The sequence below is a fragment of the Tateyamaria sp. Alg231-49 genome (assembly GCF_900143535.1).
Taxonomy (GTDB): Bacteria; Pseudomonadota; Alphaproteobacteria; order Rhodobacterales; family Rhodobacteraceae; genus Tateyamaria.
The window spans coordinates 186,481-199,109 of the sequence record NZ_FRFA01000003.1 but is presented as its reverse complement, the minus strand read 5'-3'; the positions used below and the strand labels follow the sequence as shown (position 1 = coordinate 199,109).

The window sequence follows — 12,629 nt, the reverse complement described above, 5'->3', positions numbered from 1 at the left end:
GTTACGCGCAAATCTGCGCGGCCTTGTCCCCATAAGCCTTCCAACGCAGCCAGAACCGTTCGTCTATAGAGCGCTCAGAAGTGCGCACATCCTGCGCCTTTTGCGGATCAGTGAAAAAGCCAGCCCCCCGGCGCTGATCGGATGGATCAAGCGACTGGTTGGCCACCGCCTGCACACATCCGCACTGAGAACGACTGGCCTGCTTCCGGTCTGCCTTGCGGCATGCGCTGTAGATGGGGCCAGTGGAAAACATCACCGCAGGGGCGATCGTTGGATTGACGGCAGACGAGCGTGAACCGCTGCTCGAACAGCCCACAAGCGCGATAGCGCAAATCGCAGCGATCAGACACGTGTTCTGGTTCATAAATGTCACCTCTGCTCTGGCGGGTTCTGCCGCTCTGAATGGAACAGAGTATGTCGAATTTCGGAGGCGGGGGCAATTCACGTTCCCATTTTGCGCCAAATCAGGGCAAAAAGGAACGAACTTCATGGGATTTAAGCACGGGCAGAATGCTTTGAGCGCAATTCTTCTGATCAACCCGCTGAAATTTCTCGGCCAGTTCAGGAAAGAGGCTCAGCACCTCTTTGCGGGCCTTAGGTGTCATGCTGTGCAACGCTTCGGGTCCGGGCAGCAAGGTTTCCGTCCATGCACCACCGGCACAAACCAACTGATGGCTATCAAGGAGTAGGTGATGATAGCTTACACAGCCGCCATGACGCAGGCGCACGCTGTGATCGTTGACCAGATGGACCGCGGCAACCAAAACCTCAGGCACACCAAACAACAATTCAGCCTTCCAGCCGGTGACCAACACCCGATGCTGTTGAGAGGTTTCAAGGGGATCCGTATTGCCGATGGCGTCGGGTGCAAAAACAACCGAGGCAAAAGGGCCTTTGCGTGCGACCCGGCGCGCCCCGCGCCAGCGCACCGGCATTGCGACACCGGATGCGGTGGTCACCAGATCGCCTGCAGCAATCGTCTCAATGGGGCATGGGCCATCCGGCGTGTCGATCAGCGTACCCTCTGCAAAACAGATAGGGGTGGTGTAGTCACCGGAGTCAAAACTGGGCCCTTCCAGTGTGCTGGTGACAGTCAGGGTCACACCGACGGGTGGAAAGTTCCCCGGGTCACCGACAAAGGCGAGCCCCTCGACCGTCCCATAGGCAGGGTTGGAATTGTTGACGTTGAACGCCACCAGCGTCCAAGAGTTGGTGCCGTCTGTCACAACAAAGGAAAATTCGGCTTCTACAGTTGTGCCCGAGTCATATGTGACCCCGTCCACCGTCTGTGCTCCGTCCAGCCGCTGCGAACTGTCACTGTCCTGAAAATTGTCGTCATCATCCGTGATCGAAATCGGGCGCCACGCGTTGTCGTTGAGCGTGATCTCAATCCCTAGCAGATGGCTACCATCGCCCTGATTGACACCATCCAGAATGGCGCCATCACTGAGCGTGATGTCGCTTTCATCAAGAACATAGATGTCATAATCGGCCATGCCTTGCGCTCAATACGTCTTTTTCAACGACCTATGCCGGTTTGTCGTGTCGAGACTTGGGCAGAAAGGTGATTTTTCTGAACGCGGGGTGATTTTTTAACAGCAGCTTGATCGCGTGTACGGGCTGAAATTGAGCACAGCCAATGCCCAGGCGGAGTGAGTGCGAAAAAGACCGTACGATGTGCGCCCCCACAACAAAACTGCTTAACGATCTCAGAAGTGTCCGAGGTTAAGGTGTTGGCTGCCGCCGTGCGGCAAACCGCTTAACCCCTCCTTAACAAACCCCACCGCACTCCCTGTTAACCCACCAAACCGTGCACAGCCGGTGCACACCTTGTGCACGCCCTGTGCATGTCCGATTCTCCATAAAATATGGGCGTTAACCCTCGATTTGCGCTGTCCGTCGAAAGCACCCCACGGTCCGTTGCGTGCCGCGACCCTCCGGGCCATTGACCAACCCGGCGTTCCGCGACATATCCCATCCCATGATACCGCTTTCACATATCCGCAATTTCTCCATCGTCGCCCATATCGACCACGGGAAATCCACGCTCGCTGACCGCTTGATCCAGTCGACCAACACGGTCTCGGAACGGGATATGAAGGCGCAACTGCTCGACAGTATGGACATCGAGCGGGAGCGCGGGATCACGATCAAGGCCAACACGGTGCGCATCGACTACACCGCCGCAAACGGCGAGGCCTATGTGCTGAACCTGATCGACACGCCCGGCCACGTGGACTTTGCCTATGAGGTCAGCCGTTCGATGCGCGCGGTCGAGGGGTCTTTGCTGGTTGTTGATGCGTCTCAGGGGGTTGAGGCGCAGACGCTGGCCAATGTCTATCACGCCATCGATGCGGATCACGAAATTGTCCCTATTCTCAACAAGATCGACCTGCCTGCCGCTGATTGTGATCGCGTGGCCGAACAGATCGAAGACGTGATCGGGATCGATGCCTCTGGCGCCATTCAGGTGTCGGCCAAGACCGGGCAGGGGATCACCGAAACCCTTGAGGCCATCGTCGAACACTTGCCCGCGCCCAAGGGCGACCCCGATGCGCCGCTCAAGGCGATGCTGGTGGATTCATGGTATGACAGCTATCTGGGCGTCATCGTTCTGGTGCGCATCATCGATGGGCGGCTGAAAAAGGGCGAGAAGGTCAAGTTCCTTTCCAACAACACCGTGCACCACGTGGACCGCATCGGCGTGTTCCGCCCCGAAATGCAGGTGGTGGACAGCCTTGGGCCCGGTGAAATCGGATTCCTGACGGCGTCGATCAAACAGGTGCGCGACACACGCGTGGGCGATACGATCACGCACGAACGTCAAAACGTGGAACCGCTGCCCGGCTTTAAGCCTGCGCAACCTGTGGTTTTCTGTGGGCTGTTCCCCGTGGACAGCAACGAATTCGAAGACTTGCGCGACGCTATCGACAAACTGGCGCTGAATGACGCCTCCTTCAGCTTTGAAATGGAAACCTCCGCCGCCTTGGGCTTTGGCTTCCGCTGCGGGTTCCTTGGGCTCTTGCACCTCGAAGTGATCCGCGACCGGATTGAGCGGGAATATGACATCGAACTGATCACGACTGCACCGTCGGTGATCTATCATGTCTACGAGCGTGACGGGTCGATGACCGAACTGCACAACCCCGCCGACATGCCTGACCCGAGCACGATCGACCACGTGGAAGAACCCCGGATCAAGGCGACGATCCTTGTGCCCGACGAATACCTCGGTGACGTGCTCAAGCTGTGTCAGGAACGGCGCGGCATCCAGATGGACCTGACCTATGCGGGGTCCCGGGCGATGACGGTCTATGACCTGCCGCTGAACGAGGTGGTGTTTGATTTCTATGACCGACTGAAATCGGTGACCAAGGGCTATGCGTCCTTTGACTACCAACTGACGGGTTACCGCGAAGACAATCTGGTCAAGATGTCGATCCTCGTGAACGATGAACCCGTGGACGCGCTGTCGATGATGGTGCACCGCGACCGGGCAGAGATGCGGGGGCGGGCGATGGTGGAAAAGCTCAAGGACTTGATCCCGCGCCACATGTTCAAGATTCCGATTCAGGCGGCGATTGGGGGCAAGGTGATCGCTCGCGAGACCCTGTCAGCGATGCGGAAAGATGTGACCGCCAAGTGTTACGGGGGGGACGCCACCCGGAAACGGAAATTGCTGGACAAACAGAAGGCCGGCAAGAAGAAGATGCGCCAGTTCGGGAAAGTGGATATCCCGCAGGAGGCATTCATAAGCGCACTCAAAATGGACAGCTAATCCGTCCATTTTGGGCGCTTAGGAATGCCAGTGCGCGAAAGTCGTATCGCGCAGCGGCACTCGGTTCATGTGGAGGCGATCCAGCTTTCGCCATATGCATATTATGTCATAATCAATAGTTTGCAGGGGTGTCTCAAACATTTTGGGTTAGCCGACCATGCTATCAAGGGTGGGCTGGGTCCGAAGCCCGACCCATGAGTTCACTCCTGCAATTTCTGGCCTTCTTCCAAAACCTCCACCCTATCCCTCACCTTCTCCGCCCGCGCCTTCACCGCGTCCAACGCGCGCCCCTTCGCCTCTTTCACCCCAACCGCAATCTCGCGCAGGTCGTCGATCTCTTTCCCTTCGACCCCCATCTTGTCCGCCACCAGCAGCAACGCCTCGGTCAGTTTGCCCAACTGCTTGCCATAGCTGGCCACGGACGTGATCACCTCGTGCTCGACCTCCGGCACCCCTTCGATCTCGCCAAAGTTGGGGGTGATGGCTTGGGTGATGTTGCCGGACAGCGGGTATTCGAAATGCGGGGCGAAGGTGAATGGGAACATGGGCGAATCTCCTGTTGTGCTGAAATCGATGCCACCAGCGTCGCCGCAATGCAGCAATCGATCAAGTCAGGGAAACCCGTATACGACACCGTTTCTGACCCATGCCAAACAGGCCAATCGACACGATAATTCTGACTTACCCCCAGCTTATCCACAAGAAATACACATGTGAAATCAACAACTTATCCCCAAGAAATTTCGCAAAACCGCCAAATTTCTGTTGCGCGACTCGCTCTGAAACCGCAGTCTGAATTCACCGGCGCAGAGTTCTTCGAACAACGCGGTGGACGCAAAGGCCCCTCAGGGTGGTAAGCAAAACGCAATAGGTCTCCAGGATCAGGTGCGTCGAGTGGAAGCCAAGAGGACATGAGCCAGATCGTGGATCGGAAACGGTACGTGAAAGGGTGAAGTTGCAGGGTTGGAGCGGGGGAGTGCAGGTCGCAAGGCAAGCAGTCTCGGTGACGGGTGGTAACACCCCGAGCAAGCTGGGCCCAAATCGCCCTCTGGGGGGATGATAGGTTCAAGAAGGCGTCAGGTTGGTGAGGACCTCGGTCCACTCCCCTGGCGCCTTTCGCTTTTTCAGGGACCGTTTCCGGGTGAGGCCCTTGTTGATGTGGGTCAAGGCGGCCTCATGTCCTTTGTTTCATGCTGGCCTCCATCACAACAGGAGGTGCCCATGGACATCGCAACCCAGAAACAGACCCTATTGAACCGTCGCGCCAAGCTGGTCGGTGATATGACCGAGATCGAACACCAGTTGGACGCCCCCGCGACCAAGGATGTCGAGGATCGATCATCAGAGCGGCAGGGTGATGAGGTGTTGGAGGCGCTGGGCCGGGTCGATCTGGACGAGGTAAAGCGTATCGACGCAGCATTGCAGCGGGTCGATGCAGGTACCTATGGCCTTTGCGTCAAATGCGGTGAACCCATCTCAGAAGCCCGTCTTGAGTTGTTGCCGGCCACGCCGTTCTGCAAGCGATGTGCTGTTTAAGACCGAATTGCTGTGAGGCTTTGGCCTTGTGCTAAATAGACAACGGCCCCGCATCTGGTGATCGGGGCCGCTTGCTGTGTTCTTTGGATGGGTATTCGCTGCCAGGTCAGAGCCCGCATGCGATCCCTTACTTATACCCGAAGGCAGAATCGGGCATCCAGTCTGGCGCGCCTTTGCCCGCCCGCATCAGCAGGCAGGATGTGCCCACGCGCTGGAAGTAAAGGATGTCGACCGGGTACCAGCCTGCCTGAGGCACTTCGACCTGGACCGCGCGTGTTTCCTGACAGGTTTGCCGTCCATCGAAATAGCCAACCTCTTGCCCGCCGATCCGTGCGTCCAACCCGTCATTCGTCAGAAAGTCGATCGTATAGGTTCCGGGGCTGTCGAATTTTACGTAACCGGTGATTCCGGCAACCACGTGTTCGACCTGTTTGGAAGTCAGCGCTTTTTCACCGGGTGCCGTGTCGCGGTAGTCGAGCCCTTTGAGCGCTGGGCCTGCTTTGGCCTCTTTGAGATAGCGTTTGGCTTGAGAGAGGTTTTTGACGTCCAGCGGGTAGGTGTATTTCACCGAAAGCCCCGATTTGAGCCCACTGGGCTGTGGGTTGGCGGGTTTGAGCTTGACCGGTGCGGCGAAGGCGGCCCCCGCCACCAGAATTGCCGCTGCTGCCAGCGCGGCTGTCTTCAACATCTTCATTCCGTTTACTCCCGTTGGTCGCCCGCTTTGGTGGGGCTTTGAATGGCCAGTAGTCTAGAGCGTAGCCTGCCAGAATGACAAGTTGTCCAGCATTATTGTGAACGCTACGCCGCCGGTGCGCGGTAAAAGAGGTAGCGTTCCGGATCAATCGTGTCCGGCCCCGCGATTTGTTCGAACCCGATCAGCGGCTGTTGTGACAGCACCAGACCGCGCGGTGCCATCACGGCGGCGATCAGCGGGCTGAGTGCGCCGCCTTCTGCTACGTCGAGGTCTTTGACCCCGTGGCCGAAGTCGTAATGCGCGAGTGCCATCTTATGTCCCTGTTCGGCCAGCTGCCGCAGCATGTCGTCCGCTTCGCCGCGTAGGAAGTCTTCCGCAGGTGGCACGCAACTGGGGTGGGGTTCCAGTACGCGGTCGATCACCCAGATCCGCCGGTTTGGAATCTCTTGCCGCAAGTGGTCGTAGGTCCGTCCATTCCCAAGCCCCATTTCCAGCACGTCGCCCGGTGTGTCGCTGATCAGCGCTGCGGCCCAGTTGATTCCGTCGATCTGTGCGCTCAGGCGGCGGCGCATGGATTCCAGTCTGCTCATGTCGTGCTCTCCATCGTCCATGGTGTTGCACCGCCGTCCAGCAGTTCGCGCAGGAAGGCGGCGGTAAAGGTCCAGATGGCCTCTGTGTGGACCAGGTGGTGGGTCAAAAGGCCAAAGGGTTCGCGTCTATCATCGTTCCCCAAACGCCGTGCCTCCAGATGCTGGCAGGCTTGCGCGATCAGTTGGGCAGGGTCTACCAGATCCCGCGTCCCTTTCCACCAGATCGGGTCGACATGCGTATTGATCTGGACAAGGCCGGGGGCGGCCTCGGGTGACGTGCGTGGGCCAAAGGTGGACAGCGCAGTGTAGCCTTGCGAGGGCAACGCCTGCACCACTTGTGGACTGATCCTGTTCCAAGGGGGAACAAACATGGGCACGAGTGCTGCGCCAAAACGGGCGCGCATCCGTTTCATCGCCTCGGCCGTCTCATCGCTCGCGTCGGTGCGCGGTGTCAGGAATTCGTTTTTCTTGCCGACCCCGGCGCTGTGGTCCGTGTGCGCCCAGCCGTGAACGACGGGGATAAGCGGCGCGTTTACGATGAAATTGACCAGTGTTTCGTCAAGGTGCGCCGGGATGACGGCCAGATGAACCGGCAGTTTAAGGTCGGTGCTGAGGTCCGATAACCGATCAAGCGCAGGCGTTGCCGACACGGCATCATCGTCGCGCCACCAGATCGGCAGGGCGATCCCGTCGCGTCGAAACGCGCGCAAGGCATCACGCAATGGAGTCCAGTCAGCGTTCATTGCGACACCTGCCTGCCCCGCAAATCGTGGGCAATCTCGACGCTGCGCGCGGCACCGTTCATGTTCGTCTGGCGCGGTGGTCGGACCGGCGCGTTGCGCACGTCTTCTAAGGCCGTGGCAAGGGCCGGGCCATTCAACCCCGCTTGCAGCAGTACCGTGATCCCGTCGAGGTGGCTCAATGCTTCGGAGCGCAATCCCTGTTCCACCTCACCCCCGTCATCAAAGGGGACCAGCACGGCAGGCACTCCTGTTTGCAGGACATCCATTGCCGTGTTGTAGCCGCACATGGACACAGACGCGGCTGCCCCCGCCAGCAGTGTCCGGAAATCCGGGCGCGGTGCTTGGATATCGACGTGAGGTGGGGCAGTGCAGATGAACCGTTCGCGCCGCGCGTCTGTCCCCCCAATAAGGAACAACCAGTGCACCTGAGGCATCAGAGAGGCGGCATCAAGTGCGGCCTCGAAAATACGTTCGCCCACGTCGCCTCCGCCCGCGCTGACGAGGATGCTGCCGTGATCATTCGTGTTGGCATTCGGTGGTGCAGGGGCAACAAAGCCGGTGTAGTGCAACGAGGGTGCCAGAGTGTCGGACACGGGCCAGCTGTGCCCAAGCGTCACAAGATCGGGATCAGAGTGCACCAGCACGCCGTCATAGAAGGCGGTCACCTGTTCGTCTGCAAATACCGCTTTGGCTGGCTTGCTGGGCGGCGCAAGGATGTCGCGGATCGATGACAGGACCAGAGGCGGTGCTTCCATGTCCCTGGCTGCCTCAAGTAACACTCCGAACTCATCGCGCAGGATGCGGCGGCCAAATGGGAACAACTCGGTGATCAGAATGTCAGGAGCACCCTCTGCCAGTGCGTTCAGCAGCATATCACGCCGTGCATCCATATAGGCAGGATCGACGGGTGCACCGTCTTTGCCCAGTAACGTGGTAAAATCGGTCCCGTTGGAATGTACCGGTGGTAGTTGGATCAGGCGCATACCTTGCGCGTTGAAATGCGGTACAGGCCGCCCTCCGCTGAGTACGGTGACATGATCCCCTTTGGACTGAAAGGCCCGCCCAAGGGTCAGGGCGCGCGCCAGATGCCCGGTGCCTAGCAAGTGGGTAACGACGATCATGACCTTCATGAGGTGGCCTTGATCAGCCGTTCGGGGGTGGGCGCAGCGGTCCAGTTGGTGCCGTCGATGGTGATTACAAACAGCCGGTCCCGTTTGATCGCAAAAGGCGCGGGTCCGTCAAAGTTCCAGCCTGTGGCCATCGCCATCAGCACCCGCATCACCCCGATATGGCAGATGGCGACGGTATCGCGAGTGAGGCTCATCGCCCATGGTTCAAGCCGCGCGCGCAGATCGCCGGGCGCTTCACCACCCGGCGGGCAGTAGTCCCAGCCCCAGTCTTTGATATCGCGAAACCCGGATGTCGGGTCGGCTTTGAGCAGGGCCCCTTGGCCCCCTTCCCAGTCGCCCCAGTTCATCTCCATCAAGGCCGGTTCGGCGTGGGGAGTGTGCCCGGTGACCAGTTCGCCTGTGTCCATGGCGCGGGACAGGGGGCTGGCAACAATGTCTGCGTCTGCCCATCCCTGCGGCAAGCTAAACGCACGCAGGTGGTCGCGCGCTTCGTCGTCCAGTGGGATGTCGGTGCGCCCCTGAATGCGTCCGGCGCGGTTCCACGCTGTGTGTCCGTGGCGCAAAAGGGCAAGTCGGATCATGTTAGTCCCTCAATCGTATCCAGCAGGGTTTCTGTGGCGGCTCCCAGCAGATGATGCGTGCCGATGCGTATGCGTCCGCGGGTGCCGATGCTGCGGCGTGCATCAGGATCAGTGATGAAATTCTGCATTGCGTCGGCCAATGCGGCGGGTCCCGCGTCGACCCGGCACATCGGCGCAAATACGACGTCGCGCACGCCCGGGCGGTCCTGTGCAACGACAGGTATGCCCGCCGCCTGCGCCTCTAGATAGTTGATGCCGAACGCTTCGTTCACGCCGGGCCACACGAGCAGGCTGGCTTGCGTGTAAAGATCTGAGAGGGCGTCGGTATCCAGTAGCCCGTGCAGGCGCACGCGGTCCCCGAACGGGGCCATCATCTCTGCAACTTCGGCCCGTTCTGGTCCATCGCCTGCGATGTCCATGCGCCAATCCGTCGTTGTGGGTAGGTCGGCAAGGGCTTGCGCGATCAACGTGTAGGAGGCGAGTTTGTCGCCCGGTCGCATCATGCCGACGCTGAGCATGGGGCCGGTCAGGCTGCTGGCGGGCGGCAGATCCGGGCGGGCCAGAAATGGGGGCAGGTGGCGCAGGGCCTGCGCCTTTGGCGCGTCCCGGATCAGAGCTTCGGAATCGCGCATGGTCATATAGAAAATGGTGTGCGCTGCGTCGCTGGCCGCTTCGGCTTGCTCTGCAAAGCGCGCCCAAGGCCCAATGAGGCGTTTGCGCGCCCGACTGCTTTCGATGAGGATGTAGGGAATGTCCAAGGCGCGCGCAACGACGGGGCCGATCAGGTCGGGGGCCTTGTAGTAGTTGTGATAGGTCAGCCAGACGCGCCAATCCTTTGCAGTAGGGCTGGCCAATATCCGTGCGGTTTCCTGGCGGGCTAATTCGAAAAACCTGTCTTGTTGAGCGGTGTCGCCGCGCCCGTCAAACAGTCTCAGTTCAGAGGTCAGCGTCACGGTCTGCCCGCCCGCCTCAAGAGCGGCCATCAACGCCCGCGCCATCGCCCGATCACCTGAGGGGACTGGGTGGGTTGGCGGTTTGAGGGGGGCGAAGAAGGCGATATTCATGGGTGCATCAGCGTTCGCAACCGCTTGGCAAGGTGGTCGATGCCCGGTTGCATAGTGAACTCGGCATGCAGCCGTGCGTGGGCGGCCTCGGCCAGTTTGGGGCCGAGGTTGGGGGTTTCGGCCAGCCGTGTCATTTCGTTGGCGAGGGTTGCGGGATCGTCCGCGCAGAGGATCCCGTGTACGCCCGTGTCGATGAATTCAGGGATGGCAGAGACAGGGGTCGACAGAATGGGTAGCTTTTGGCTGGCCGCCTCCATCAGCACGTTGGGCAGGCCGTCGCGGTCCCCGTCCTTGGCGATACGGCTGGGCAGGACAAAGAGGTCGGCGGCGCGCATCGCGGCGATGACCTCGGGCTGGTCGCAAGCGCCGCACCATGTGATCCGGGCGCTGATCCCGTGGGCGTCAGCGCGCGCGCGCATATCTGCATCCAGCGTGCCGCCGCCGATATGGGTCCAGTGCCAGCTGATGTTTTCAGGCAGCAGGGCAAGGGCGTCTATCAGGCGGTCAAACCCCTTTTTCTCGACCAACCGTCCAACGGACAGCATGCCAAAGGGCGCGTCCGGTGTCCGCTGTGTCCGCGTCGGCGCGTCTGGAAAACGCACCAGATCGAGGCCGTGATACACCAGATCGACCGGGGTTGTGGCCGCCAACGCATTCAGGTGATCGGCGCCAAACGCTGTGCAGGTCGCCCCAAAGCCAGCGCCGTTTGTGTCCTTGGCCAGCTTTTCCCGCAACTCCCATTCGGGGGAGGTCCAGATATCCTTGGCATGCGCTGAGAACGCCCATGGCAGTCCGCGCAAACCGGCTGTGTAGCGGGCCACTGACGAGGGAGTGTGCAAAAAGTGGGCGTAAATCGCTTGCGTGTCGCGCGGCAATTCGCGCGCCATCACGCAGGCCTGTCCGAACCGGCGCACGCGGTTACGGGTGACGTCCCGCCGAAAATCGCGCAGGAACTGCGCACTGGTGCGCCAAAAGCCCGGGCGTAGCAGGGCCGCAAACAGGCCGCGCAGCACTCGCAAAGGTTCATCATGCAGGTATTCGGGCAAGTAGTGGACGGAAGCGCGCAACTGGTCATGCAAGGGATGCGTTTTGGTGTCTGTCGGGTGGCGCAGCGACCAGATTTCGAAATCAATCCCGGCGCGCTCCAGCGCCAACAGCTCTTGCGCGATGAACGTTTCTGAGAGGCGCGGCCAGCCCTTGACGGCGACGGCAAGACGCGGCTTGGCATCGCTCATTCGGCTGCGTCGACCATTGTCGAGCGCATCAATGCACTGGCGCGTTCGATCACCCTATCCAGACCATCCAGCAAACCGTCGGCCCCGGCCTTGGACGGGCGTTGTTGGTGGGGCAATCCGCGGATGGCCGAGATCATGGAGGCGGTGGTGAGGCCATCGCGGAATTCATCCAGGTTGCGGACAAGCCCAAGCTCCTCGGCCCGGTTGGCCCGGATCCACTGTTCAAGCCGGGGTTTGGTGCGCGGTACGATGACCGCGCGTTGGTCAAATGACAGAACCTCGCAGAAGGTATTGTACCCGCCCATGCAGATCACGCCTTCAGCATTGGCAAAGAGGGATTCAATGCGGCTGTCGAACCCGGTCGTTGTCACCCGCCCATCAAGGGCTGCGACGCGGGATTCGAATGCCTCGCGTCGATCACCGGACAGGAACGGCCCATAGACCAGCACCGCATGAGGGGCCAGATCGGGGTCCTGCTCGTAGGCTTGCAGAACCAGATCGACCATTGCCTCACCATCGCCGCCACCCCCGGGCGTGACGAGGATGTAGGGTGTTTCCGGCACTTCGGCGGGATCAATCACGGACCGGCGCAAATAGCCTGTCCAATGGGTCCGCGCACGCACTGAGTCTGACAGGGGCAGGCCCTTGGTCGGGTCATAGACGGACTTGGGTCCATAGACCCAGAATTCGTCGTAATACGCTTCGGCGGCATCCAACGCGCCCTTGCGCTCCCATTCAGAGGCGAGGACTTCGGGTTCGTCCAGAACGTCGCGCAGCCCCAGCACGATGCGGGTGCGCCCAGAGTTGGTCAGTGTTTCGAGCGTGGGCAACAACTCACCGCGAAAGCCGGTCGGCTCCTTATCCACGATCAGCAGGTCCGGGTCGTACTGTGCGATGGTGGAATTGATCAGCCCTTCGCGCAGTGAAGTTGTGGCTTCAAGGTCCATGCCCGAGTTCTGGCTGACATAGCTGCCATCGGCCAGCTTCTTGACCCCCGGCAGGCGCACGTGATCCACGGCGCGCGGAAAGGTAAATCGCCCTGCCACCGGGCTACCGGTGAGGATGATTGCGGAACCGGCAGTGCCGGACTGGGTCAGCGCCGAGGCCAGCGCCCGGCTGCGTCGCAGATGCCCAAGGCCAAAAGTGTCATGACTATAAAAAATCACACGTCGGGGGCGTGAACCGGGCTGGGTCAGCGTTTCAGGTTTCGAAGTGACCATCGTGCTCTTCTTTTTGCCGTACTGTTCTGCCAGCACGTACGCGCTGATCAGACCCCTT

The 12,629-nt window shown here is 60.3% G+C and carries 13 protein-coding genes; 2 read left to right on the top strand and 11 right to left on the bottom strand.

Annotated elements, in window-relative coordinates; all coding sequences use genetic code 11:
* Nucleotide 1: 1 nt before the first annotated feature.
* Together DHN60_RS06865 and DHN60_RS06860 are read right to left on the bottom strand one after the other, a co-directional pair.
* On the bottom strand, nucleotides 2–364 hold the full coding sequence (locus DHN60_RS06865) for a hypothetical protein (RefSeq protein WP_108836538.1): 363 nt from the start codon (nucleotides 362–364) through the stop codon (nucleotides 2–4).
* 100 nt (nucleotides 365–464) lie between these two features.
* The gene (locus DHN60_RS06860; protein ID WP_108836537.1) at nucleotides 465–1,496 is read right to left on the bottom strand and encodes a Hint domain-containing protein; all 1,032 of its coding nucleotides are present in this window, start codon (nucleotides 1,494–1,496) and stop codon (nucleotides 465–467) included.
* Nucleotides 1,497–1,981: 485 nt separating this feature from the next.
* On the opposite strand from DHN60_RS06860, the gene lepA reads away from it, so the two are divergent.
* Nucleotides 1,982–3,778, top strand: a complete 1,797-nt coding sequence (lepA, locus tag DHN60_RS06855; protein ID WP_108836536.1) for a translation elongation factor 4 — start codon at nucleotides 1,982–1,984, stop codon at nucleotides 3,776–3,778.
* Nucleotides 3,779–3,978: 200 nt separating this feature from the next.
* Here the strand turns inward: lepA and DHN60_RS06850 are convergent, their stop codons facing one another.
* Nucleotides 3,979–4,323 (bottom strand): hypothetical protein, encoded by a 345-nt coding sequence (locus tag DHN60_RS06850; protein WP_159089138.1) that lies wholly within the window; start codon nucleotides 4,321–4,323, stop codon nucleotides 3,979–3,981.
* A 676-nt stretch (nucleotides 4,324–4,999) separates the two neighbouring features.
* On the opposite strand from DHN60_RS06850, the gene DHN60_RS06845 reads away from it, so the two are divergent.
* Nucleotides 5,000–5,314, top strand: coding sequence for a TraR/DksA family transcriptional regulator (locus DHN60_RS06845; protein WP_108836534.1), 315 nt, complete (start codon nucleotides 5,000–5,002; stop codon nucleotides 5,312–5,314).
* Nucleotides 5,315–5,441: 127 nt separating this feature from the next.
* Here the strand turns inward: DHN60_RS06845 and DHN60_RS06840 are convergent, their stop codons facing one another.
* The 8 genes from DHN60_RS06840 to DHN60_RS06805 form a co-directional block, all read right to left on the bottom strand.
* Entirely contained in the window at nucleotides 5,442–6,008 is a 567-nt protein-coding gene (locus tag DHN60_RS06840) for a PA14 domain-containing protein (protein WP_108836533.1), read from the bottom strand.
* 104 nt (nucleotides 6,009–6,112) lie between these two features.
* Complete coding sequence (locus DHN60_RS06835; RefSeq protein ID WP_108836736.1) at nucleotides 6,113–6,598, bottom strand: class I SAM-dependent methyltransferase; 486 nt, start codon at nucleotides 6,596–6,598, stop codon at nucleotides 6,113–6,115.
* The gene (locus DHN60_RS06830) at nucleotides 6,595–7,341 is read right to left on the bottom strand and encodes a polysaccharide deacetylase family protein (RefSeq protein WP_108836532.1); all 747 of its coding nucleotides are present in this window, start codon (nucleotides 7,339–7,341) and stop codon (nucleotides 6,595–6,597) included. The genes DHN60_RS06835 and DHN60_RS06830 overlap by 4 nt, the downstream gene beginning before the upstream one ends.
* Entirely contained in the window at nucleotides 7,338–8,471 is a 1,134-nt protein-coding gene (locus DHN60_RS06825) for a glycosyltransferase family protein (protein ID WP_108836531.1), read from the bottom strand. Before DHN60_RS06825 ends, DHN60_RS06830 begins: the two co-directional genes overlap by 4 nt.
* Nucleotides 8,468–9,052, bottom strand: coding sequence for a histidine phosphatase family protein (locus DHN60_RS06820; RefSeq protein WP_108836530.1), 585 nt, complete (start codon nucleotides 9,050–9,052; stop codon nucleotides 8,468–8,470). The genes DHN60_RS06825 and DHN60_RS06820 overlap by 4 nt, the downstream gene beginning before the upstream one ends.
* Nucleotides 9,049–10,116, bottom strand: a complete 1,068-nt coding sequence (locus tag DHN60_RS06815) for a glycosyltransferase family 4 protein (RefSeq protein ID WP_234423557.1) — start codon at nucleotides 10,114–10,116, stop codon at nucleotides 9,049–9,051. The genes DHN60_RS06820 and DHN60_RS06815 overlap by 4 nt, the downstream gene beginning before the upstream one ends.
* Nucleotides 10,113–11,351: a glycosyltransferase family 4 protein gene (locus DHN60_RS06810; protein WP_108836529.1), complete on the bottom strand. Its 1,239-nt coding sequence runs from the start codon at nucleotides 11,349–11,351 to the stop codon at nucleotides 10,113–10,115. Before DHN60_RS06810 ends, DHN60_RS06815 begins: the two co-directional genes overlap by 4 nt.
* Nucleotides 11,348–12,571 carry a glycosyltransferase family protein gene (locus DHN60_RS06805; protein ID WP_108836734.1) on the bottom strand — a complete coding sequence of 408 codons (1,224 nt, stop codon included), beginning with the start codon at nucleotides 12,569–12,571 and terminating at the stop codon, nucleotides 11,348–11,350. The genes DHN60_RS06810 and DHN60_RS06805 overlap by 4 nt, the downstream gene beginning before the upstream one ends.
* Nucleotides 12,572–12,629: the final 58 nt, after the last annotated feature.